Raw genomic sequence first — 22,707 nt, forward strand, 5'->3', positions numbered from 1 at the left:
CATTTCCGGTTGACTTGTGCCGGAGCCCCTCACATAAAGCCGATCCTTGTGAGCCCGGAACGTTGTTTCGGGCGCGCGGAAAGGACCCGGCCGGCTTCCGGCCTGCGGTCAGCGCTTGAAACCTCAGCCGAAAATTGGCAAGTGAGGGGCAAGACGACGGGCGTCGATGTGGAGGGGTGCCCGAGTGGTTAAAGGGGACGGACTGTAAATCCGTTGGCTCTGCCTACGTTGGTTCAAATCCAACCCCCTCCACCACCCGTCGTCGTGAACGAGCGCGGCGCGCTTTTCAGTCAACTGACCGCTGCTGAAAGCGCGGGCCGCTGGGCGAGAAGCGTTCGCCCGGCGAAAAGCGCTCGTCTTGCGAAAAATTGCCCGCCCGGCGCAAGGCGTTCGCTCCGCACGCTCGCTCCGCGAAAGCGCCTTGCGCATCTGGCGCGCGCCATCTGTCGATCCCCGCATCCCGTGCCCGCACCCGCGCGGGCGGCTGTGCATTGATCCGGCTGGGGCCCCAGGTGGGGCTTTTGCGGTGGAATCTCCTGTGTTATGGCTGCCGCTCGCCATGACGGGGCGTGCGGGCGCGGGCAGCGGCACGGCCGGGTGCGCGTCCGGCAATGGGGCGCGGGTTCCGGATCGCAAGATCGGTGTTTCGCTCCGCCCGAAATGGTTCGTCCGCTTCGCGCGGCACGCGGGTGTAGCTCAATGGTAGAGCAACAGCCTTCCAAGCTGATGACGAGGGTTCGATTCCCTTCACCCGCTCCAGATCGCCGACGTCAGAAGGCCCTTGTGTGAGGCCGAGCGGTCCTCATGCGTCGGACGCGGGGCCGACTTGGCGGAACCGGAGGCGCGGCGCGAATCAGGGTGGGCGTGCGCGCCAAACTCCGCCGCCTGCGGCGCCCGGCATGGTGTTCTGCATGCCACCTGCGCGCTTCGGGCGCAGGCCGGGTCTTGCGAACTTCTTAGAAACCCCCTATCCCACGGCGGCCTTTTTGCAGCCTGACACGGCGCCGCCGAAGAACTGAGAGAGAAGATGGCCAAAGCAAAATTTGAACGCACGAAGCCGCACTGCAACATCGGCACGATTGGTCACGTTGACCATGGGAAGACGTCGCTGACGGCTGCGATCACGAAGGTGCTTGCGGAAGCGGGCGGCGCGACGTTCACGGCGTACGACCAGATCGACAAGGCGCCGGAAGAGAAGGCGCGCGGCATCACGATTTCGACGGCGCACGTGGAATACGAGACGCCGAACCGCCACTATGCGCACGTGGACTGCCCCGGCCACGCCGATTATGTGAAGAACATGATCACCGGCGCGGCGCAGATGGACGGCGCGATCCTGGTGGTCTCGGCGGCCGACGGCCCGATGCCGCAGACCCGCGAGCACATCCTTCTGGCGCGCCAGGTGGGCGTTCCGGCGCTGGTGGTGTTCCTGAACAAGTGCGACATGGTGGACGATCCCGAGCTTCTGGAGCTCGTGGAGATGGAAGTGCGCGAGCTTCTGTCGAAGTACGACTTCCCGGGCGACGACATCCCGATCATCCACGGTTCGGCGCTGATGGCGCTTGAGGGCAAGTCCCCCGAGCTCGGCCATGACGCGGTCCTGAAGCTGATGGAAGCGGTGGACAGCTACATCCCGCAGCCGGAGCGTCCGGTGGACCTGCCGTTCCTGATGCCGATCGAGGACGTGTTCTCGATCTCGGGCCGCGGCACGGTGGTGACGGGTCGCGTGGAGCGCGGCGTGATCAAGGTGGGCGAGGAAGTCGAGATCGTCGGCATCCGGCCGACCACCAAGACGACGGTGACCGGCGTTGAAATGTTCCGCAAGCTCCTGGACCAGGGGCAGGCGGGCGACAACGTGGGCATCCTGGTGCGCGGCACCAAGCGCGAGGACGTGGAGCGCGGCCAGGTCGTGTGCAAGCCGGGTTCGGTGAAGCCGCACACGAAGTTCAAGGCCGAAGCCTACATCCTGACGAAGGAAGAAGGCGGCCGCCACACGCCGTTCTTCACCAACTACCGCCCGCAGTTCTACTTCCGCACGACGGACGTGACGGGCATCTGCACGCTGCCCGAGGGCACCGAAATGGTGATGCCCGGGGACAATGTTTCGATGGATGTGGCCCTGATCGTCCCCATCGCCATGGAGGAGAAGCTGCGCTTCGCCATCCGTGAAGGTGGCCGGACCGTCGGCGCCGGCGTCGTCGCTTCCATCATCGAGTGATCCTGCGCCGCACGGCGATCGGGATCGAACGGGCCGGCTGCGAAGCCGGCCCGTTTTCGTTCCGGCGCCCCCGTTTTCGTTCCGGCGCCTGGGTCGCGTCTGCCCGGAGCCGCCGGCGCTTTCCGTCCGCGCTCGCTGGGGATAGCCGGCAGCTCCCCCGCCATGCCCTCTTTACAGATGCCATTTCGCTGACTAGACACAAGGCCCCGATGCGCTGGGTCGTTTTCCCGGCGCGGGGGTGCTTACCCCTCGCTTGCGTGGGCCTAGGAGTGTAGCTCAACTGGTTAGAGCACCGGTCTCCAAAACCGGGGGTTGGGGGTTCGAGTCCCTCCACTCCTGCCAGGCGCGGCGAAGGTTCGGGGCAAGCGAAAGTCTGGCGCGGCGAAAGCGGGCGGCCGGGCGGACCGGGAAAGACACCGCGGCTTGAGTTGCAAGCCGGCGCATTTCCTGATCCACAAGAGGGGATGACCCGTGGCGCATCGGCGATTGCCGGCGACACGAAGCCGGGAGTGCCCGGTCCGTATTCCGCGAAGGCGCTCCGGCTCCGGGCGGAGATGGTTTTGGAACGGCCGGCCCTGGGCCTTTGCCCCGGGCGGCCGCCAGCGAGGAGAAGGCATCGCGCGGGCGCAGGTTCGCGGGGATGCCGAGGCGACATGGCGAAGATCAGCCCCACCGAGTTCTTTCAGCAGGTCCGCACCGAAACCCGGAAGGTGACCTGGCCGACCCGGCGCGAAACCCTCATCACCACCGCCATGGTGTTCGTGATGGTGCTGATCGCGTCCGTCTTCTTCCTTATCGCCGACCAGGTGATGCGCTTCGGCGTGAGCCAGCTCCTGACCCTCGGCCACTGAGAGCGCCCATGTCCTACCGGTGGTACATCGTTCACGCGTATTCGAACTTCGAGAAGAAGGTCGCCGATTCGATCCGCGAGCAGGCGGAGCAGCGCGGGCTGACCGATCTGTTCGAGCAGATCCTGGTGCCCACCGAGAAGGTGGTGGAAGTGCGCCGCGGCCGCAAAGTGGACGCCGAGCGCAAGTTCTTCCCGGGCTATGTGCTGGTGAAGATGGACCTCACCGACGAGGCGTTCCATCTCATCAAGAACACGCCCAAGGTCACCGGCTTTCTCGGCGCCGACAACAAGCCCATGCCGATCTCCGAGAAGGAGGCCATGCGCATCCTTCAGCAGGTGCAGGAAGGCATCGAGCGGCCGAAGCCCTCCATCAGCTATGAGGTCGGCGAGACGGTGAAGGTCTCCGACGGCCCGTTCGCTTCCTTCAACGGCATCGTGGAAGAAGTGGACGAGGGGCGCTCGCGCCTCAAGGTCGCGGTCTCCATCTTCGGCCGCGCGACCCCGGTCGAGCTGGAGTTCGGCCAGGTCGAGAAGGTCTGAGCCCGATCCGGGCTCGCGGTCGGCGACCCTTGCGCCGGCGCGATAATTCCATTATGTGACCCGCTTCCTGTCCGGCCCCGGATTTCCGATCCGGGGCCGGACAGGTTTTTCGGCCCCTCCTTCTTGGGGAGCGGCCAGCGTGGGAGGTGACGGAGCGTCTCGCCAAACGCTCCTGCGACCCGCACCACGCACCCCGGTCCGAACCGCCGCGCGCGGCTTCGGCCATGTTACGGGAGTTTTGAAATGGCGAAGAAAATCACCGGTTACGTCAAGCTGCAGGTTGCGGCTGGCAGCGCCAACCCGGCGCCCCCCATCGGACCCGCGCTCGGCCAGCGCGGTCTGAACATCATGGAATTCTGCAAGGCGTTCAACGCCCAGACGGCGAAGGAAGAGAAGGGGATGCCCATCCCCGTCGTCATCACCGTCTATCAGGATCGCTCCTTCACGTTCGAGCTGAAGACCCCGCCGATCTCCTACTTCCTCAAGAAGGCCGCCGGCCTCGAGACGAAGAAGAAGCCCGGCTCGGGCTCGAAGACGCCCGGCAAGGGTGCCTTCGTCGGCAAGGTCACGCGCGCCCAGCTCGCCGAGATCGCCGAGAAGAAGATGAAGGATCTGAACTGCGATTCCGTGGAAGCGGCCGTTCAGATGATCGAAGGCTCGGCCCGCTCCATGGGCCTCCAGGTTCAGGGGTGAGCACGATGGCGAACCAAGGCAAGCGCATCCGCGCAGCTCACGAAGGCATCGACCGCCTCAAGCTCTATGGCCTCGACGAGGCCCTGACGCTCCTCAAGGAGCGCACCACCGCCAAGTTCGACGAGACCATCGAGGTCGCGCTGAACCTGGGCGTGGACCCGCGCCATGCGGACCAGATGGTCCGTGGCGTGTGCAACCTGCCGAACGGCTCGGGCCGGACCGTGCGCGTGGCGGTGTTCGCCCGCGGCGCCAAGGCTGACGAAGCCAAGGCGGCGGGTGCCGACATCGTCGGCGCGGAAGACCTGCTGGAGAGCATCCAGGGCGGCACGATCGACTTCGATCGCTGCATCGCGACCCCGGACCTGATGCCGCTGGTCGGCCGCCTCGGCAAGATCCTCGGCCCGCGCGGCCTGATGCCGAACCCCAAGGTCGGCACCGTGACCATGGACGTGAAGGGCGCCGTCGCCGCCGCCAAGGGCGGCGCGGTGGAGTTCCGCGTCGAGAAGGCCGGCATCATCCACGGCGGCATCGGCAAGGCCTCGTTCCCGGCCGAGAAGCTGGCCGAGAACATCCGCGCCTTCGTCGACGCGGTGGTGAAGGCCCGTCCGACCGGCGCCAAGGGCACCTATGTGCAGCGCGTCGCCGTGTCCTCGACCATGGGCCCCGGCATCAAGGTGGAGCCCTCCACCGTGCTCAGCGCCTGAGCGTTCCGCACGCATGAATGAAGAGGCCGGGCGCTGCGCCCGGCCTTTTTCTTGACCGCAAGCCGGGGCCGGGCGGGACCTGCGACGCAGGCGCCTGTGCCAGGATTTTCGGCCGGTCAAGCAAAAAATGCGAAAAGGGCGTGACAAGTCGCGCCCGAGCCTCTATATGGCATGTTTCGCTGGTGTGGAAACACAGCAGCGTTAATAGATCGAGCTTCCGCCCGGAAACGGGTGGAGGGGCTGGGAGGGTTCGCCCGCCCGGCCTCATTGCCTGTCTGATCTGCCGGTTCTCGAACCGGGATATCGGAGAGGCAAGAGTCCTGTCCGAGACTGCAGGCGCCATGCTCGCATGGCTTAATCCTCGCCAGACAACCTCGCCCGAGGCTGTCCTCTGGAGGGCCAGCATAGACGGGGAAGACCGGATTTCGCGCGATGCGCACCCGCGTGTCGCAACAAGATCGGTTCGAACCAGTGCCTTGTGGCCGGTGACCCGGTTCCCGAGGGGACAGGGCATGTGAGCGTCGCGCGTGCGCGGCCGGCATGTCTGATGAGGATGTATCCCTTGCGGATATGTTCACGTGTGGACGTTCCGGGAAGCGGACGAGCGGCAAGGCGCAACCGGTGGAGCCGGCTTTCGGTTCCACCACAGGCTTAAAGAGAGCCAGACGTGGATCGAGCGGAAAAACAACAGCTCGTCACGACGCTCACTGAAGTGTTTCAGAACACTTCGGTCGTCGTGGTGGCCCACTATTCCGGCCTCACCGTAGCTCAGCTGTCGAAACTTCGTCGGCAGATGAAGCAGAACGGTGCGACCGTGAAGGTGGCGAAGAACCGCCTCGCCAAAATCGCTCTGGAAGGCTCCGACGTTGCCCACGTGGCGACCCTTCTCAAGGGTCCCACGCTGATCGCTTATTCGAGCGATCCCGTGGCAGCGCCGAAGGTTGCCGTCGAGTTTGCCAAGGGCAACGACAAGTTCGTTATCCTCGGCGGCGCGATGGGCAAAACGGCCCTGAATCCGGATGGTGTGAAGGCTCTGGCCACCATGCCCTCCCTGGATGAACTGCGTGCGAAGCTGGTCGGCCTTATCCAGGCCCCGGCCACCAAGATCGCCCAGCTCACCACCGCGCCGGCAGCAAAGCTTGCCCGCGTGTTCGGGGCCTATGCCAAGCAGGACGAGGCCGCGTGAGGCGGTTGGATCTCGCAAACCTGAATTTCGAACCTATCTTAGGAAGACACGACAATGGCTGACCTGACCAAGCTCGTTGACGAGCTGTCCTCCCTCACCGTCCTCGAGGCCGCCGAGCTGGCGAAGCTCCTCGAAGAGAAGTGGGGCGTTTCCGCCGCTGCCGCCGTTGCGGTTGCGGCTGCCCCGGCCGGCGCCGCTGCGGCTCCGGTCGAAGAGCAGACCGAGTTCACCGTGGTGCTCGCGGCTGCCGGCGACAAGAAGATCGAAGTCATCAAGGAAGTCCGCGCCATCACCGGCCTGGGCCTCAAGGAAGCCAAGGACCTCGTCGAGGCCGCTCCCAAGCCTGTCAAGGAAGGGATCGCCAAGGACGAGGCCGAGAAGCTCAAGGCCCAGCTCGAGAAGGCTGGCGCCAAGGTCGAGCTCAAGTGAGCTTTTGAAAGCGAGGCGGCCCCGGGAATCCCGGGGCCGCCTCATCTGTCCCGGCGGGGTCTGGCCGGCGGGATGGGCAGGGTCGAGGACGGTTCTCCCGGTCGCCGCTCAGGGCGACGACCCGGCGAGCCGTTGCAGATGGAGGGGAATGGCTCTCGGGCCCCCAACCCCTTCGTCGCGGGAGCAATGGCGGTCTTATGGGCCGGAGCGAATGCCTTGTCGGGGCGCGTTCCGTGCAAGGGCCAGGACGGACGAGGATCGAGATGGCGCAAACGTTCACCGGTCGCAAGCGGATCCGCAAATTCTTCGGAAAGATCAAGGAAGTCGCGCAGATGCCGAACCTCATCGAGGTTCAGAAGGCATCCTACGACCAGTTCCTCCAGATCGAGGAGCCGAAGGGCGGGCGCGTGGACGACGGTCTCCAGGCGGTGTTCAAGTCGGTATTCCCCATCTCTGACTTTTCCGGCGCCGCCATGCTGGAATTCGTCAAGTATGAGTTCGAGCAGCCCAAGTACGACGTGGACGAGTGCCGCCAGCGCGGCATGACCTTCGCCGCCCCGCTGAAGGTGACGCTGCGCCTGATCGTGTTCGATGTCGATCCCGACACCGGCGCGAAGTCCGTCAAGGACATCAAGGAGCAGGACGTCTACACCGGCGACATCCCGCTGATGACCATGAACGGCACGTTCATCGTCAACGGCACGGAGCGCGTCATCGTCTCGCAGATGCACCGCTCCCCGGGCGTCTTCTTCGACCATGACAAGGGCAAGACCCATTCCTCGGGCAAGCTCCTGTTCGCCGCCCGCATCATTCCCTATCGCGGCTCCTGGCTCGACATCGAGTTCGACGCCAAGGACATCGTGCACGCGCGCATCGACCGTCGCCGCAAGATCCCGGTGACGAGCCTGCTCTATGCGCTCGGCCTCGATTCGGAAGAGATCCTCGACACCTTCTACGAGAAGATCCTATATTCGCGGGCGAAGGACGGCTGGCGCATGCCGTTCGATCCCAAGCGCATGAAGGGCTACAAGGCGGTCTCCGACCTGGTCGACGCCGACACCGGCGAAGTCGTGGTCGAAGCCGGCAAGAAGCTCACCGTGCGCGCCGCCCGCCAGCTCGCCGAGAAGGGCCTCAAGGCCCTGAAGATCTCCGACGAGGAGATGGTCGGCCAGTTCATCGCGGAAGACCTGGTGAACACCGCCACCGGCGAAATCCATGCCGAAGCCGGCGAGGAGATCACCGAAAAGCTGCTGAAGGTGCTCGAAGAGGCCGGATACAACGAGATCCCGATCCTCGACATCGATCACGTCAACACCGGCGCCTATATCCGCAACACCCTGGCGGTGGACAAGAACGTCACGCGCGAGGACGCGCTGTTCGACATCTACCGCGTCATGCGCCCCGGCGAGCCGCCGACGCTCGACAGCGCCCAGGCGATGTTCCATTCGCTGTTCTTCGATTCCGAGCGCTACGACCTTTCGGCCGTGGGCCGCGTGAAGATGAACATGCGCCTCGACCTCGACGCCGAGGACACCGTGCGCATCCTGCGCCGCGAGGACATCCTGGCGGTCATCCGCACGCTGGTCGAACTGCGCGACGGCAAGGGCGAGATCGACGATATCGACCATCTCGGCAACCGTCGCGTGCGCTCGGTCGGCGAGCTGATGGAGAATCAGTATCGCGTCGGCCTGCTGCGCATGGAGCGCGCCATCAAGGAGCGCATGTCGTCCGTCGACATCGACACCGTGATGCCGCAGGACCTGATCAATGCGAAGCCGGTGGCGGCGGCGGTGCGCGAGTTCTTCGGCTCGTCCCAGCTCTCGCAGTTCATGGACCAGACCAACCCGCTCTCCGAGATCACCCACAAGCGCCGCCTCTCGGCGCTTGGCCCGGGCGGTCTGACGCGTGAGCGCGCCGGCTTCGAAGTCCGCGACGTGCATCCGACCCATTACGGCCGCATCTGCCCGATCGAGACGCCGGAAGGCCCGAACATCGGCCTGATCAACTCGCTGGCGACTTTCGCGCGGGTCAACAAGTACGGCTTCATCGAGGCGCCCTATCGCCGCGTCCACGACAGCCGCGTGACCGACGAAGTGGTCTATCTCTCCGCCATGGAGGAGGGGAAGTACCACGTCGCCCAGGCGAACATCCCGCTCGATAAGGATGGCCGGTTCGAGGAAGACCTGATCGTCTGCCGTCATGCCGGCGACGTGCTGCTGGTGCCGCCGGACCGCGTGGACTTCATGGACGTGTCGCCCAAGCAATTGGTGTCGGTCGCGGCCGCGCTGATCCCGTTCCTTGAGAACGACGACGCGAACCGCGCGCTGATGGGCTCGAACATGCAGCGCCAGGCGGTGCCGCTGGTGCGCTCCCAGGCGCCGCTGGTCGGCACCGGCATGGAAGCCGTGGTCGCCCGCGATTCGGGCGCGGCCATCGCGGCCCGCCGCACCGGCGTGATCGACCAGGTGGACGCCACGCGTATCGTTATCCGCGCCACCGAGGAGGCTGATCCCTCCAAGTCGGGCGTCGATATCTATCGCCTGATGAAGTTCCAGCGCTCCAACCAGTCCACCTGCATCAACCAGCGTCCGCTGGTGCGTGTCGGCGATCTGGTGCGCAAGGGCGACATCATCGCCGACGGTCCCTCGACCGAGCTCGGCGAGCTGGCGCTCGGCCGGAACGTGCTGGTCGCGTTCATGCCGTGGAACGGCTACAACTTCGAAGACTCGATCCTGCTCTCGGAGAACATCGTCAAGGAAGACGTGTTCACCTCGATCCATATCGAGGAATTCGAGGCCATGGCCCGCGACACGAAGCTCGGCCCCGAGGAAATCACCCGCGACATTCCCAACGTCTCGGAAGAGGCGCTGAAGAATCTCGACGAGGCCGGCATCGTCTATATCGGCGCGGAAGTGCGCGCCGGCGACATCCTGGTGGGCAAGATCACGCCCAAGGGCGAAAGCCCGATGACGCCGGAAGAAAAGCTCCTGCGCGCCATCTTCGGCGAGAAGGCCGCGGACGTCCGCGACACCTCCCTGCGGCTGCCCCCCGGCACCACCGGGACGATCGTGGAAGTGCGCGTGTTCAACCGCCACGGCGTCGACAAGGACGAGCGCGCGCTCGCCATCGAGCGGGAAGAGATCGAGCGCCTCGCCAAGGACCGCGACGACGAGCAGGCGATCCTCGACCGCAACGTCTACGGCCGCTTGACCGAGCTGCTGGACGGCAAGGTGGCGATCGCCGGCCCGAAGGGCTTCAAGAAGGACACCGAGGTGACGCGCGCCGCGCTCACCGAGTATCCGCGCTCGCAATGGTGGCTGTTCGCCATCGCCGACGACGCGCTGATGGCCGAGATCGAAGCCATCCGCGCGCAGTACGACGAATCGAAGAAGCGCCTCGAGCAGCGCTTCCTCGACAAGGTGGAGAAGCTCCAGCGCGGCGACGAACTGCCCCCCGGCGTGATGAAGATGGTCAAGGTCTTCGTCGCGGTGAAGCGCAAGATCCAGCCCGGCGACAAGATGGCCGGACGCCACGGCAACAAGGGCGTGGTCTCGCGCATCGTGCCGGTGGAGGACATGCCGTTCCTGGAAGACGGAACCAATGTGGACATCGTGCTCAACCCGCTGGGCGTGCCGAGCCGCATGAACGTCGGCCAGATCCTGGAGACGCATCTGGGCTGGGCCTGCGCGGGCCTCGGCCGGCAGGTGGCTGCCGCCATGGACGCCTATTACGGCAAGAAGGACCTCGCCCCGGTGCGGTCCACCCTTGAGGGCATCTACGGCCCCGACGACATCACCGTCCTCAATGAGGACCAGGTGCTGGAGCTGGGCGAGAACCTGCGCAAGGGCGTGCCGATGGCGACCCCGGTGTTCGACGGCGCCCACGAAGCGGACATCGAGATCCAGCTGGAGAAGGCGGGCCTCGACCGCTCCGGCCAGTCCACGCTGTTCGACGGGCGCACCGGCGAGCCGTTCGACCGTAAGGTGACGGTCGGCTACATCTACATGCTGAAGCTGCACCATCTCGTGGACGACAAGATCCACGCGCGGTCGATCGGCCCCTACTCGCTCGTGACCCAGCAGCCGCTGGGCGGCAAGGCGCAGTTCGGCGGCCAGCGCTTCGGCGAAATGGAGGTGTGGGCGCTCGAAGCCTATGGCGCGGCCTACACGCTCCAGGAGATGCTGACGGTGAAGTCGGACGACGTCGCCGGGCGCACCAAGGTCTACGAATCCATCGTGCGCGGCGAAGATTCCTTCGAGAGCGGCATCCCCGAGAGCTTCAACGTTCTCGTGAAGGAAATGCGCTCGCTGGGCCTCAACGTCGAGCTGGTGAATTCCAAGACCGGGCGCAACGTCAGCCCCGGAACCCGCGAAAATCTGCCCGCGGCCGAATGAGGCCGCGCCTGTCGGAAGGCGGGGGCGCGGCGCGCCTTCGCTCTCCTGCCGATAAGATCCTGCATTTTCCGGTCGAAACCCCATCAGGCGGCATGAGGGGCGAGCGACCGAGCCGAAGGAGACGGTCATGAATCAAGAGGTGATGAATCTCTTCAATCCGGCGACCCCGGCTCCGACCTTTGATCAGATCAAGATCTCGATCGCGAGCCCGGACAAGATCGCGTCGTGGTCCTACGGCGAGATCAAGAAGCCGGAGACCATCAACTACCGCACGTTCAAGCCCGAGCGTGACGGCTTGTTCTGCGCGCGCATCTTCGGTCCCATCAAGGACTACGAGTGCCTGTGCGGCAAGTACAAGCGCATGAAGTACAAGGGCATCATCTGCGAGAAGTGCGGCGTGGAAGTCACGCTCTCGCGGGTGCGGCGCGAGCGCATGGGCCATATCGAGCTGGCCGCGCCGGTGGCGCACATCTGGTTCCTGAAGTCGCTCCCGAGCCGCATCGGCCTGCTGCTCGACATGACGCTGAAGGACCTCGAGCGCATCCTGTACTTCGAATATTTCGTCGTGCTGGAGCCCGGCCTGACGCCGCTGAAGTATCGTCAGCTCCTCTCGGAGGACGATTATCTGCGCGCCCAGGACGAGTACGGGGATGACAGCTTCACCGCCATGATCGGCGCGGAAGCCATCCGCGAGCTGCTGCGCTCCATGGACCTCGACAAGATCGCCGCCGATTTGCGCGTCGAGATCGCCGAGAGCACCACCGAGCTGAAGCCCAAGAAGCTCGCCAAGCGCCTGAAGATCGTCGAGGCCTTCCAGCTCTCCGGCAACAAGCCGGAATGGATGATCCTGACCCATGTGCCGGTGATCCCGCCGGACCTGCGCCCGCTCGTTCCCCTGGACGGCGGCCGGTTCGCGACCTCGGACCTGAACGATCTCTACCGCCGCGTCATCAACCGCAACAACCGCCTGAAGCGCCTGATCGAGCTTCGCGCCCCGGACATCATCATCCGCAACGAGAAGCGCATGCTTCAGGAAGCGGTGGATGCGCTGTTCGACAACGGCCGCCGCGGCCGCGTCATCACGGGCGCCAACAAGCGCCCGCTGAAGTCGCTCGCCGACATGCTGAAGGGCAAGCAGGGCCGGTTCCGCCAGAACCTGCTCGGCAAGCGCGTGGACTATTCCGGCCGCTCGGTCATCGTGGTGGGTCCGGAGCTGAAGCTCCACCAGTGCGGCCTGCCCAAGAAGATGGCGCTGGAGCTGTTCAAGCCCTTCATCTACGCCCGCCTCGACGCCAAGGGCCATTCGGCCACCGTCAAGCAGGCCAAGAAGCTGGTGGAGAAGGAGCGTCCCGAGGTTTGGGATATCCTCGACGAGGTGATCCGCGAGCATCCCGTGATGCTCAACCGCGCCCCGACGCTCCACCGCCTCGGCATCCAGGCGTTCGAGCCGGTGCTGATCGAAGGCAAGGCGATCCAGCTGCATCCGCTGGTCTGCTCGGCCTTCAACGCGGACTTCGACGGCGACCAGATGGCCGTGCACGTTCCCCTCTCGCTGGAAGCCCAGCTGGAAGCGCGCGTGCTCATGATGTCGACCAACAACATCCTGCACCCGGCCAATGGTCAGCCGATCATCGTGCCGTCGCAGGACATCGTGCTCGGCCTCTATTATCTCTCGATCATGCGCGACAACGAGCCCGGCGAGGGCATGATGTTCGCGGACATGGGCGAGATCGACCATGCGCTGGCGGCCAAGGCCATCACCCTGCACACCAAGGTCAAGGGCCGCTACATCGGCGTGGATGCCGACGGCAAGCGCATGTCCAAGATCTATGACACCACGCCCGGGCGCATGAAGCTCGGCGAACTGCTGCCGAAGCATCCCAAGGTTCCCTTCGACGTCGTCAACAAGGGTATGACGAAGAAGGAAATCTCCAACATGATCGACACGGTGTACCGTCACTGTGGGCAGAAGGAGAGCGTGATCTTCTGCGACAAGATCATGTCGCTCGGCTTCTACAACGCGTTCCGCGCGGGCATCTCCTTCGGCAAGGACGACATGGTCGTGCCGAAGAAGAAGTGGGAGCTGGTCGAGGAGACCCGCAGCCTCACCAAGGAATACGAGCAGCAGTACAATGACGGCCTGATCACCCAGGGCGAGAAGTACAACAAGGTCGTCGATGCGTGGGGCAAGTGCACCGACCGCATCGCCGACGAGATGATGAAGGAAATCTCGGCGGTCCGTAAGGATCCCAAGACCGGGCGCGACCGCCAGATCAACTCGATCTACATGATGTCCCACTCCGGGGCGCGTGGGTCGCCGGCGCAGATGAAGCAGCTTGCCGGCATGCGCGGCCTCATGGCCAAGCCGTCGGGCGAGATCATCGAGAGCCCGATCATCTCGAACTTCAAGGAAGGCCTGACCGTGATGGAGTACTTCAACTCCACCCACGGTGCGCGTAAGGGCCTGGCCGACACCGCGCTCAAGACGGCGAACTCGGGTTACCTCACCCGCCGCCTCGTGGACGTGGCGCAGGATTCGATCATCACGGAAGTGGATTGCCACAGCGACAACGGCATCCACATGCGGGCCATCGTGGACAGCGGCCAGGTCGTGGCCTCGCTCTCCTCGCGTGTGCTCGGCCGTACCGCCGTGGAAGACGTGGTGGAGCCGGCGACCGGCACCGTCATCGTCCCCAAGGGCGAGATGATCCAGGAATGGCACATCGAGCGGATCAACAAGTCCGGCATCCAGGAAATCAAGATCCGCTCGGTGCTGACCTGCGAGACCCGCAACGGCGTGTGCGGCACCTGCTACGGGCGCGATCTCGCCCGCGGCACGCCGGTGAACATGGGCGAGGCGGTGGGCGTCATCGCCGCGCAGTCCATCGGCGAGCCGGGCACCCAGCTCACCATGCGTACCTTCCACATCGGCGGCGCCGCGCAGCTCGCGGATAGCTCGTTCGTGGAAAGCAACTTCGAGGGCACCGTCAAGATCCGCAACCGCAACGTGGCGCGGAACTCGGAAGGCGACCTCATCGTCATGGTGCGTAACCTGGCCGTGGTGATCGTCGATCAGGACGGCTCGGAGCGGGCGGTTCACCGCATCCAGTACGGCTCGCGCCTGAAGGTGGATGAAGGCGACACCATCAAGCGCGGCCAGCGCATCGCGGAATGGGACCCCTACACCCGTCCCATCCTGACCGAGGTCGAGGGCACGGTGGCGTTCGAGGACCTGGTCGAAGGCGCCTCCATGAACGAGGCGATCGACGAGGCGACCGGCATCGCCAAGCGCGTCGTGACCGACAGCCGTGTCGGCCGCGGCTCGGAGCTTCGCCCGGCCATCCTCATCAAGGGGAAGGACGGCAAGATCCTCAAGCTCGCCCGTGGCGGCGAGGCGCGCTATTCGCTGCCGGTGGAAGCCATCATCTCGGTGGATCCGGGCAATACCATCCGCGCCGGCGACGTCGTCGCCCGCGTGCCGATGGAGAGCGCCAAGACCCGCGACATCACGGGCGGTCTGCCGCGCGTGGCGGAATTGTTCGAGGCGCGGCGTCCCAAGGACGCGGCGATCATCGCGGAAGTCAGCGGCACCATCCGCTTCGGCCGCGACTACAAGAACAAGCGCCGCCTGATCATCGAGCCGCAGGACGGCGGGGATCCGGTCGAGTACCTGATCCCGAAGGGCAAGCACATCCATCTCCAGGACGGCGACGTGGTGGAGAAGGGCGACTTCCTGGTGGACGGCAACCCGGCGCCGCACGACATCCTGGCGATCAAGGGCGTGGAAGAGCTCGCAGCCTTCCTCGTCAACGAGATCCAGGAGGTCTACCGGCTCCAGGGCGTGAACATCAACGACAAGCATATCGAAGTCATCGTCCGCAACATGCTCCAGAAGGTGGAAGTGGACGATTCCGGCGAGACCGAGTTCCTCGACAACGAGCAGGTTGACCGGATCGACTTCGCGGAAGCCAATGAGCGGGCCATTGCCGAAGGCAAGAAGCCGGCGACCGGCCATCCCGTGCTGCTCGGCATCACCAAGGCGAGCTTGCAGACGCGGTCCTTCTTCTCGGCGGCCTCGTTCCAGGAGACCACCCGTGTCCTCACGGAAGCGGCGGTCAACGGCAAGATCGATCCGCTCGACGGCCTGAAGGAAAACGTCATCGTCGGCCGGCTCATCCCGGCGGGCACCGGCGCGCAGATGGCGAAGCTGCGGGCGGTCGCGAATTCCCGCGACGACCTCATCGTCGCCACCCGCGAGCAGACCGACGGCCAGCCCCTGGTCGAAGGCCCCGCCGACGCGGCGGAGTGAGACGGGGCTTCAGCCCGGTTCGTGAGACACGAAAGGCCGCCCCTCGGGGCGGCCTTTTGCGTTCAAGCGGGCGTTCGGCGCGTTTGCCGAAGAGTTTGCCGATCACCGTGCGGATATTCGCCGACATCCCCCGAAAAGGCGCGGCCATCGCGGCGTCAAGGGCTTCTCCGCGCGGTTCGGCGGCTCACACCGGCAGGCGCACGGTGGCCCGCAATCCGCCGAGCGGACTGTCGCCGAGGATGATGTCGCCGCCATGGGCGCGGGCGATGTCGCGGGCGATGGACAGGCCGAGCCCCGAGCCGCCGGCATCCTGGTTGCGCGCATCATCGAGCCGCAGGAACGGGCGGAACACCTCCTCGCGCTTTTCCGGCGGGATGCCCGAGCCGTCGTCGTCCACATTCACGCTGAGCCAGCGGGCATCGCGGGTGGCGGAGATTTCCACCGTCCGCGCATAGCGCACCGCATTGCTGACGAGGTTGCCGATGCAGCGCTTGAGCGAATCCGTCTTCACCTGAACCAGGGGCGGCCCCATGAAGCTGGCGCGGGCAATAGCCCCGTGGCGCTCGGCATTGGTGCGCAGATCCTCGATCACCTGCGCCATGTCGGTCAGCGAGGCCTGCTCCCCCGGATCGCCGCGCGCGAACGCCAGATAGGCTTCGAGCATGCCCTGGAGTTCGTCCACATCCTTGCGCAGCGCCTCCACCTCGGGCCCTTCGCCGAGGAAGGCGAGTTCCAGTCGGAAGCGGGTGAGGATGGTGCGCATGTCGTGGGACACGCCCGCCAGCATGGTGGTGCGCTGCTCGATCTGCCGCTCGATGCGTCGCTTCATCTCCAGGAACGCTACCGCCGCCCGCCGCACCTCCCGGGCGCCGCGGGGGCGGAAATTCTCCACGTCGCGCCCCTTGCCGAACGCCTCGGCGGCATCGGCGAGATTCTCGATGGGGCGGATCTGGTTGCGCAGGAACAGGATGGCGACCGCCAGCAGGACCAAAGAGGTGCCCACCATCCAGAGCAGGAAGATGTGGGAATTGGAGGCATAGGCCGAGCCGCGCCGGGCGAAGATGCGCAGCACCACGTCGGGCATCTTCACCCGCACTTCGATCAGATTGGAACGTCCCACCGTGTCGATCCAATAGGGCTCGGAGATGCGCCGGCCGATCTCGCGCGAAAGCGCGCTGTCGAGGATCGAGAAAAACGGCTGCGGCCCCGGCTCGGGCAGGGGATCGGGCGGCAGGATGTCGAGGGTCAGTTCGAGATTCTGCCAGGCGATCCGCCGCAGGACGGTCGCGTCCTTGTCGTGCGGAAAGGCGCCATAGAGCGCCACGACGGCGGCGATATCCTGGCTGACGGCGGCGGACAGGCGGCGGGTGACGGTGTTGTAATGGCGCTCCATGAACACGAAGGCCACCACCGATTGCAGGATCACCATGGGAACGACGATGATCAGCAGCGAGCGGGGATAAAGCCCCTTCGGCGTCACCCGGTTGAACCACGCGCCGAAATTGGCATTGGCATGGGCGAGCCGGCTGCCCAGGGTCCGCATGGCGGCGCGGACGGCATCCATCGCGCCGCCTCCGCCCGTGGTCTTGGTCTCCTGCCGCAGGCTCATGGGGTCACGACCAGCCGGTAGCCGATGCCGCGCACGGTCTGAACGTAAGTGGGGTTTGCCGGATCGCGCTCCACCTTGCGGCGCAGGCGGTTCACCTGCACGTCTACGGCCCGCTCGCTCGCCGCCCCATTGCCCGCGAGCGCCATGCGCGGCACGGTTTCACCGGGGTTCTCGGAAAGCGCGCGCAGCATGTCGCGCTCGCGCTCGGTGATGCGCAGGATCTCGCCGCCGCGGCTCAGCTCGCCGCGCCCGAGGTGGAAGCTGAATTCGCCGAACCGGACCTCCTCGATGGCCTTTTGCGGCGCCGGCGCGGCGCGCTTGAGGATCGAGCCGACGCGCAGCAGCAGTTCGCGCGGCTCGAACGGCTTGCCGAGATAATCGTCCACGCCCGCCTCCAGGCCGGCGATGCGGTCCTGGATCTCCGAGCGCGCGGTGAGCATGAGGATCGGCACGGTGGAGGTGGTGCGCAGGGAGCGGGCGAGATCGAGCCCGGATTCTCCCGGCATCATCACGTCCAGCACCAGCAGGTCGAATTCCAGCCCATCCAGGCGGCCCCGCGCCTCCAGCGCCGAGGCGGCGGTGGTGACGCGATAGCCGTGCTCGCTCAGGAAGCGCGACAGCAGAGTCCGAATGCGGTTGTCGTCGTCCACCACCAGCAGATGGGGGGCGTCGTCCGCCGGTGCCGGCGGTGCGGGATGGGACGTGGTCAGCTCGGTCATGTCTCGTGCCTTCAGGCGGGCCGCATGCGGGCGGATGCGGCGGCGCGCCGGGTGAGCCGCTCCACCTCGGTGCGATCTTCGGGGTCGATCATGGCCACAAGAAAGCGCTGCGCCGCTTCGCGCGCATTGGGCCCGCATTCCTCCAGCGCCTGGGCGATGCGCTGGCTCTGGAGGGCGACGAATTCGCGTGCCAGGGCCTGCCCCTTCGCGGTGGGATAAAGCAGGCGCTGGCGGCGGTCGGAGGCGCCGGCGCGACTCTCCACGAACCCCTCGTCCACCAGTTCGCGCAGCACCCGGCCGAGGCTCTGCTTGGTGATGCGCAGGATGTCCAAGAGGTCCGTCACGCGCATACCAGGATGGCGATTGACGAAGTGCAGCACGCGGTGATGGGCCCGGCCGAAGCCGAGGGGCGCGAGGATGGCGTCCGGATCGCCGACGAAGTCCCTGTAAGCGAAGAAGAAAAGTTCAATCAACTCCACCAGCGACTCGGCCTGCGGGGCGGCGGCCGGCCGGTCGGGCTCGGGCGCTTCGGGGACGGTGGGAAGGGGATTTATGTCAGCCATGTTGACTTTTTTCGGTCCGATCATTACTCACAGGCTTGCGGTCGCGAAAGGATCGGTCTCCAATAACCCATCTGGAGTTCGATCATTGCGCCTTTCACAGTCTGCACCATATGTCAGATGTGAAAATATCCGTACCGGGCACGGCTGCAAAGGGCAGCCGTCATGGGAGGCGAAGGCCGTCTTAAAGACGCGGCCGGATCAGGAGTTGAGACCATGAGTGGTGGAGAGCCTTTCGACAAACGCGACGGTTGGATCTGGTTCGACGGGGTCCTGGTGCCCTGGGCCGACGCAAAGATTCACGTACTCTCCCATGGTCTGCATTATGCCAGCTGCGTGTTCGAAGGCGAGCGTGCCTATGGTGGCACCATCTTCAAGAGCGCGGAACATTCCGAGCGCCTGCGTCTCTCGGCGGAAATGCTGGATTTCACCATTCCCTATTCCATCGGCGAGATCGATGCCGCCAAGCGCCTGACGCTGGAAAAGAACGGCCTGGTCGACGCTTACGTGCGCCCCGTCGCCTGGCGCGGCAGCGAGATGATGGGTGTTTCGGCGCAGTCGAACACCATTCATCTTGCGATCGCCTGCTGGGAATGGCCGAGCTATTTCGACCCCGAGCAGCGCCAGAAGGGCCTGCGGCTGGATCTGGCGGAGTTCCGTCGTCCCGATCCGGCCACCATCCCCTGCCGGGCCAAGGCTTCGGGCCTCTACATGATCTGCACCATCTCCAAGCACAAGGCGGAGCGGCGCGGGTTTGCGGATGCGCTGATGCTGGATTATCGCGGGCTGGTGGCGGAATGCACCGGCGCCAACATCTTCTTCGTGAAGGATGGCGTGATCCATACGCCCAAGCCCGACTGCTTCCTTGACGGCATCACCCGCCGCACCGTGATCGGGCTGGCGAAGAACCATGGCATCGAAGTGGTTGAACGCGCCATCAAGCCGGAAGAACTCGCCGATTTCACCGAATGTTTCATCACCGGCACCGCTGCCGAGGTGACCCCGGTGGGCGAGATCGCCGATTGGCGGTTTGCGCCCAGCGGTATCACCCATCAGCTGATGGATGCCTATAGCGAGGCGGTGCGCCCGAAGCAGGCGGCGGCATAAGGAAAAGCGCCGGACTTACGTTAGGCCAATATTGCCCTTCGCTTAAGGGCAGCGCATAAGCGAAAAAGAGGGGCGGCACCAGCCGCCCCTTTGTTTTAGGTGTTCATCTGCCTCACATGACGCGGTAACCGCGGGGGGAAACGCCATGCGCCGTCCATTGTACAAGGTGCTTTACGTCCAGGTGTTGTTCGCCGTGTTCTGCGGCCTGCTGCTCGGCGCGTTCTTCCCCCATACGGGCGCGGCGATGAAGCCGCTGGGCGACGGCTTCATCAAGCTCATCACCATGATCATCGCCCCCGTGATCTTCTGCACGGTGGTGGTCGGCATCGCCAGCATGCGCGACGTGAAGAAGGTCGGGCGGGTCGGCGGCAAGGCGCTGCTGTATTTCGAGGTGGTGTCCACCTTCGCCCTGGTGCTCGGCCTGATCATCGGCGAGCTGGTGCGGCCCGGCGACGGCTTCAATGTGGATGTGGCCACGCTCGATACCAAGGCGATCGCCAATTACACCACCCAGGCGGCGCACACCTCGACCGTCGATTTCCTCCTGAACGTCATCCCGAGCACCTTCGTCAGCGCCTTCACGGCGGGCTCGATCCTCCAGGTGCTGATGATCTCGATCCTGACCGGCTTCGCCATCGGCGGACTGGGCGATCACGGCGAGCCGGTGCTCAAGGCGGTGCAGGCGATCGAGAAGGTCGTGTTCGCCATCGTGAAGATCATTCTTTACGTGGCGCCGATCGGCGCGTTCGGCGCCATGGCCTTCACCATCGGTGCCTATGGCCTGTCCGCGCTCGGCAACCTGCTGGAACTGATCGCCACCTTCTATCTGACCGCAATCCTGTTCGTGGTGCTGGTGCTCGGCACCATCGCGCGGCTGGTGGGCTTCAACGTGCTGAAGCTGGTGCGCTATATCCGCGAGGAATTGCTGATCGTGCTCGGCACGTCCTCCTCGGAAAGCGCGCTGCCCCCGCTCATGCGCAAGCTGGAGAATGCCGGCGCCTCCAAGTCGGTGGTCGGCCTGGTGATCCCCACCGGATATTCCTTCAATCTCGACGGCACGAACATCTATATGACCCTGGCGACGCTGTTCATCGCCCAGGCCACCAACACCCCGCTGACGCTGGAGCACGAGCTGATCGTGCTGGCGGTTGCCATGCTCACGTCGAAGGGCGCGAGCGGCGTGACCGGCGCGGGCTTCATCACGCTGGCCGCGACGCTGGCGGCGGTGCCGGAAATTCCGGTGGCGGGCATGGCTCTGATCCTCGGCATCGACCGCTTCATGAGCGAATGCCGCGCTTTGACCAACATCACCGGCAATGCGGTCGCAACCCTCGTGGTGGCGCGCTGGGAAGGCGAGCTGGACATGGACCGGCTGCATGCGGTGCTCGATGGCAAGGATGTGCCGCCGCTCGTCGCCGAGGTGCCGGCCGCCCGCATCTGAACCCTGCCTCCCGGCTTGGCCGGGAGGACAAGCCGCACCGGCGGGACGCTTCCCCGCCGGTCGCCCCTTGACCCGTCGGCCTTTGCCGCCCGCGCGCCCGCCCGCCGGCCCTTTCCGGGCGCTTCTCCGTCCCTTCACCCCATCGCCGGCTTAGGGCAGATCGACGTTTGCTCGTCCTGGCCGGGCTGTCCCGGCCATCCACGTCGGGCCGTCAACGCGGGCCTTGAGAAGCCGATGTCGCCGGTGCGCCCATGGATGCACGGGACCGGGCCGCGCATGACGATTGTTTCTCGCACCGGCGCCACGCCCTGAAGGTCGATCGGTCCTGGGCCGTTGCGCCCGGGGTTCCGTGCGCGTTCGCGCATCGCCGGCGCCGCGCGCGGACAAATGCGCCGGTATCCGCATATGTTCTCCTCTCCTTCATCAGACTGCCATTGATGGTCGCGTTTTATGACGCGCGCGATGGAATCCGCCGATCCGCCCCGGTCCGCGCGGGATGGAATGGGACGTGACCGACGCGCCTTCCGAAACGGAATTGCGAACCCGCCTGCCATCCCCGGCCGGACGGCGGGTGCGCAGGACCTGCAAGGCATGGCCCCTTCGGCGTTGGAGAGTTTGATGCGGCGTCCCTTCTACAAGATCCTTTATGTGCAGGTGCTGTTGGCGGTCGTGGTCGGGGTGGTGCTCGGCGTGGTCTTTCCCCATGCCGCCGAGGCGATGAAGCCGTTCGGCGACGGCTTCATCAAGCTGGTGAAGATGATCATCGCGCCGGTGGTCTTCTGCACGGTGGTGGTCGGCATCGCCGCCATGGGAGACGTGAAGCGCGTCGGCCGGGTGGGCGGCAAGGCGCTGCTCTATTTCGAGGTGGTGTCCACCTTCGCGCTCGTCCTCGGCCTCATCGTCGGCAAGGTGATGCAGCCCGGCGCCGGCTTCGATGTCGATGTGAGCACGCTGGACGCGAAGACGGTGTCCGGCTTCACCACCCAGGCGGCGCACGCCTCCACGGTGGATTTCCTGCTGAACATCATTCCCAAGACCCTGGTCGGCGCCCTGGCGGAAGGGGAGATTCTCCAGGTTCTGTTCATCGCCATTCTCACCGGCTTCGCCCTGAGTGCGCTCGGCCCCAAGGGCGAGCCGATCCTGAAGGCGATCCGCCAGGCGGAGGCGCTGATCTTCGGCATCGTTGCGATTCTGATGCGCGCGGCTCCGCTCGGGGCGTTCGGCGCCATGGCCTTCACCATCGGCGCCTACGGGCTCGCCTCCATCGGCAATCTGCTGGAGCTGATCGCCACCTTCTATCTCACCGCGGCGCTGTTCGTGGCGCTGGTGCTCGGCACCATCGCCAAGCTCGTGGGCTTCAACATCTTCAAGCTGCTCTATTATATCCGCGAGGAATTGCTGATCGTGCTCGGCACCTCCTCCTCGGAAAGCGCGCTGCCGCAGCTCATGCGCAAGCTGGAGAATGCCGGCGCCTCCAAATCCGTCGTGTCGCTGGTGGTGCCCACCGGCTATTCCTTCAATCTCGACGGCACCAACATCTACATGACCCTGGCGACCTTGTTCATCGCCCAGGCCACCAATACGCCGCTGACGCTGGAGCATGAATTGATGGTGCTCGGCGTGGCGATGCTCACCTCCAAGGGGGCGGGCGCTGTGACGGGCGGCGGCTTCATCACCCTTGCCGCGACCCTGGCGGTGGTGCCGGAAATTCCGGTGGCCGGCATGGCGCTCATTCTCGGCGTGGATCGCTTCATGTCCGAATGCCGCTCGCTGACCAATTTCATCGGCAATTCGGTGGCGACGCTTGTGGTCGCGCGCTGGGAGGGCGAGCTTGACCTCGATCGCCTCCATGCGGTTCTGGATCGGCGCGACGTCGTTGCGCTGGACGCGAGCCCGGTGCGGGCCTGATCTTAAGCGCGGGGGCCGGCGCGGGGGCGCGCCGGCGAGG

The 22,707-nt window shown here is 65.4% G+C and carries 15 protein-coding genes and 3 tRNA genes; 15 read left to right on the forward strand and 3 right to left on the reverse strand.

The annotated features are described in order from the left end of the window. The first annotated feature begins 170 nt into the window (after positions 1-170). From V5F84_RS08375 to rpoC, 12 genes are all read left to right on the forward strand, one after another. Positions 171-255, forward strand: a tRNA-Tyr gene (locus V5F84_RS08375). A gap of 430 nt (positions 256-685) precedes the next feature. Next, positions 686-759 (forward strand) — tRNA-Gly (locus V5F84_RS08380). A 268-nt stretch (positions 760-1,027) separates the two neighbouring features. Beyond that, on the forward strand, positions 1,028-2,218 hold the full coding sequence (gene tuf / locus V5F84_RS08385) for an elongation factor Tu (protein WP_509277114.1): 1,191 nt from the start codon (positions 1,028-1,030) through the stop codon (positions 2,216-2,218). A 265-nt stretch (positions 2,219-2,483) separates the two neighbouring features. Further along, positions 2,484-2,560 (forward strand) — tRNA-Trp (locus tag V5F84_RS08390). A 311-nt stretch (positions 2,561-2,871) separates the two neighbouring features. Continuing rightward, the gene (gene secE / locus V5F84_RS08395) at positions 2,872-3,069 is read left to right on the forward strand and encodes a preprotein translocase subunit SecE (protein WP_394044203.1); all 198 of its coding nucleotides are present in this window, start codon (positions 2,872-2,874) and stop codon (positions 3,067-3,069) included. Between the two features lie 8 nt (positions 3,070-3,077). Beyond that, complete coding sequence (gene nusG, locus V5F84_RS08400; RefSeq protein WP_348846924.1) at positions 3,078-3,608, forward strand: transcription termination/antitermination protein NusG; 531 nt, start codon at positions 3,078-3,080, stop codon at positions 3,606-3,608. A gap of 243 nt (positions 3,609-3,851) precedes the next feature. Next, a complete protein-coding gene (rplK, locus tag V5F84_RS08405; RefSeq protein ID WP_348846923.1) occupies positions 3,852-4,301 on the forward strand; it encodes a 50S ribosomal protein L11 in 450 nt (149 codons plus the stop codon). Between the two features lie 5 nt (positions 4,302-4,306). Continuing rightward, positions 4,307-5,005 carry a 50S ribosomal protein L1 gene (gene rplA / locus V5F84_RS08410; protein WP_394044204.1) on the forward strand — a complete coding sequence of 233 codons (699 nt, stop codon included), beginning with the start codon at positions 4,307-4,309 and terminating at the stop codon, positions 5,003-5,005. Positions 5,006-5,672: 667 nt separating this feature from the next. After that, on the forward strand, positions 5,673-6,191 hold the full coding sequence (rplJ, locus tag V5F84_RS08415; protein WP_394013499.1) for a 50S ribosomal protein L10: 519 nt from the start codon (positions 5,673-5,675) through the stop codon (positions 6,189-6,191). Positions 6,192-6,245: 54 nt separating this feature from the next. Beyond that, the gene (gene rplL / locus V5F84_RS08420) at positions 6,246-6,620 is read left to right on the forward strand and encodes a 50S ribosomal protein L7/L12 (RefSeq protein WP_394044205.1); all 375 of its coding nucleotides are present in this window, start codon (positions 6,246-6,248) and stop codon (positions 6,618-6,620) included. A gap of 263 nt (positions 6,621-6,883) precedes the next feature. Next, positions 6,884-11,014, forward strand: a complete 4,131-nt coding sequence (gene rpoB / locus V5F84_RS08425; RefSeq protein WP_394044206.1) for a DNA-directed RNA polymerase subunit beta — start codon at positions 6,884-6,886, stop codon at positions 11,012-11,014. 127 nt (positions 11,015-11,141) lie between these two features. After that, positions 11,142-15,323 carry a DNA-directed RNA polymerase subunit beta' gene (gene rpoC / locus V5F84_RS08430; RefSeq protein WP_394044207.1) on the forward strand — a complete coding sequence of 1,394 codons (4,182 nt, stop codon included), beginning with the start codon at positions 11,142-11,144 and terminating at the stop codon, positions 15,321-15,323. Between the two features lie 184 nt (positions 15,324-15,507). Here the strand turns inward: rpoC and V5F84_RS08435 are convergent, their stop codons facing one another. From V5F84_RS08435 to V5F84_RS08445, 3 genes are read right to left on the reverse strand one after another with little or no spacing between them, the layout of a single operon-like run. Continuing rightward, the gene (locus tag V5F84_RS08435; RefSeq protein ID WP_394044208.1) at positions 15,508-16,932 is read right to left on the reverse strand and encodes an ATP-binding protein; all 1,425 of its coding nucleotides are present in this window, start codon (positions 16,930-16,932) and stop codon (positions 15,508-15,510) included. Continuing rightward, complete coding sequence (locus V5F84_RS08440; protein WP_394044209.1) at positions 16,929-17,651, reverse strand: response regulator; 723 nt, start codon at positions 17,649-17,651, stop codon at positions 16,929-16,931. Before V5F84_RS08440 ends, V5F84_RS08435 begins: the two co-directional genes overlap by 4 nt. An 11-nt stretch (positions 17,652-17,662) precedes the next feature. After that, the gene (locus V5F84_RS08445; protein ID WP_394044210.1) at positions 17,663-18,214 is read right to left on the reverse strand and encodes a MarR family winged helix-turn-helix transcriptional regulator; all 552 of its coding nucleotides are present in this window, start codon (positions 18,212-18,214) and stop codon (positions 17,663-17,665) included. A 213-nt stretch (positions 18,215-18,427) separates the two neighbouring features. On the opposite strand from V5F84_RS08445, the gene V5F84_RS08450 reads away from it, so the two are divergent. The 3 genes from V5F84_RS08450 (at position 18,428) to V5F84_RS08460 (ending at position 22,667) form a co-directional block, all read left to right on the forward strand. Beyond that, positions 18,428-19,318: a branched-chain amino acid aminotransferase gene (locus tag V5F84_RS08450; protein ID WP_394044211.1), complete on the forward strand. Its 891-nt coding sequence runs from the start codon at positions 18,428-18,430 to the stop codon at positions 19,316-19,318. A gap of 145 nt (positions 19,319-19,463) precedes the next feature. After that, positions 19,464-20,759 carry a dicarboxylate/amino acid:cation symporter gene (locus V5F84_RS08455; protein WP_394044212.1) on the forward strand — a complete coding sequence of 432 codons (1,296 nt, stop codon included), beginning with the start codon at positions 19,464-19,466 and terminating at the stop codon, positions 20,757-20,759. Between the two features lie 591 nt (positions 20,760-21,350). Beyond that, positions 21,351-22,667 carry a dicarboxylate/amino acid:cation symporter gene (locus V5F84_RS08460; RefSeq protein ID WP_394044213.1) on the forward strand — a complete coding sequence of 439 codons (1,317 nt, stop codon included), beginning with the start codon at positions 21,351-21,353 and terminating at the stop codon, positions 22,665-22,667. The last annotated feature ends 40 nt before the right edge of the window (positions 22,668-22,707 follow it).

Source organism: Roseixanthobacter liquoris (genome assembly GCF_043195135.2).
In the GTDB taxonomy this organism is placed as follows: Bacteria; Pseudomonadota; Alphaproteobacteria; order Rhizobiales; family Xanthobacteraceae; genus NCEH01.

Coding starts and splice junctions, on each gene's coding strand:
- V5F84_RS08450 (WP_394044211.1), top strand. CDS start 18,428: ATGAGTGGTGGAGAGCCTTTCGACAAACGCGACGGTTGGATCTGGTTC.
- rplK (WP_348846923.1), top strand. CDS start 3,852: ATGGCGAAGAAAATCACCGGTTACGTCAAGCTGCAGGTTGCGGCTGGC.
- secE (WP_394044203.1), top strand. CDS start 2,872: ATGGCGAAGATCAGCCCCACCGAGTTCTTTCAGCAGGTCCGCACCGAA.
- rplL (WP_394044205.1), top strand. CDS start 6,246: ATGGCTGACCTGACCAAGCTCGTTGACGAGCTGTCCTCCCTCACCGTC.
- tuf (WP_509277114.1), top strand. CDS start 1,028: ATGGCCAAAGCAAAATTTGAACGCACGAAGCCGCACTGCAACATCGGC.
- V5F84_RS08440 (WP_394044209.1), bottom strand. CDS start 17,651: ATGACCGAGCTGACCACGTCCCATCCCGCACCGCCGGCACCGGCGGAC.
- V5F84_RS08445 (WP_394044210.1), bottom strand. CDS start 18,214: ATGGCTGACATAAATCCCCTTCCCACCGTCCCCGAAGCGCCCGAGCCC.
- rpoC (WP_394044207.1), top strand. CDS start 11,142: ATGAATCAAGAGGTGATGAATCTCTTCAATCCGGCGACCCCGGCTCCG.
- V5F84_RS08435 (WP_394044208.1), bottom strand. CDS start 16,932: ATGAGCCTGCGGCAGGAGACCAAGACCACGGGCGGAGGCGGCGCGATG.
- nusG (WP_348846924.1), top strand. CDS start 3,078: ATGTCCTACCGGTGGTACATCGTTCACGCGTATTCGAACTTCGAGAAG.
- rplA (WP_394044204.1), top strand. CDS start 4,307: ATGGCGAACCAAGGCAAGCGCATCCGCGCAGCTCACGAAGGCATCGAC.
- rpoB (WP_394044206.1), top strand. CDS start 6,884: ATGGCGCAAACGTTCACCGGTCGCAAGCGGATCCGCAAATTCTTCGGA.
- V5F84_RS08455 (WP_394044212.1), top strand. CDS start 19,464: ATGCGCCGTCCATTGTACAAGGTGCTTTACGTCCAGGTGTTGTTCGCC.
- V5F84_RS08460 (WP_394044213.1), top strand. CDS start 21,351: ATGGCCCCTTCGGCGTTGGAGAGTTTGATGCGGCGTCCCTTCTACAAG.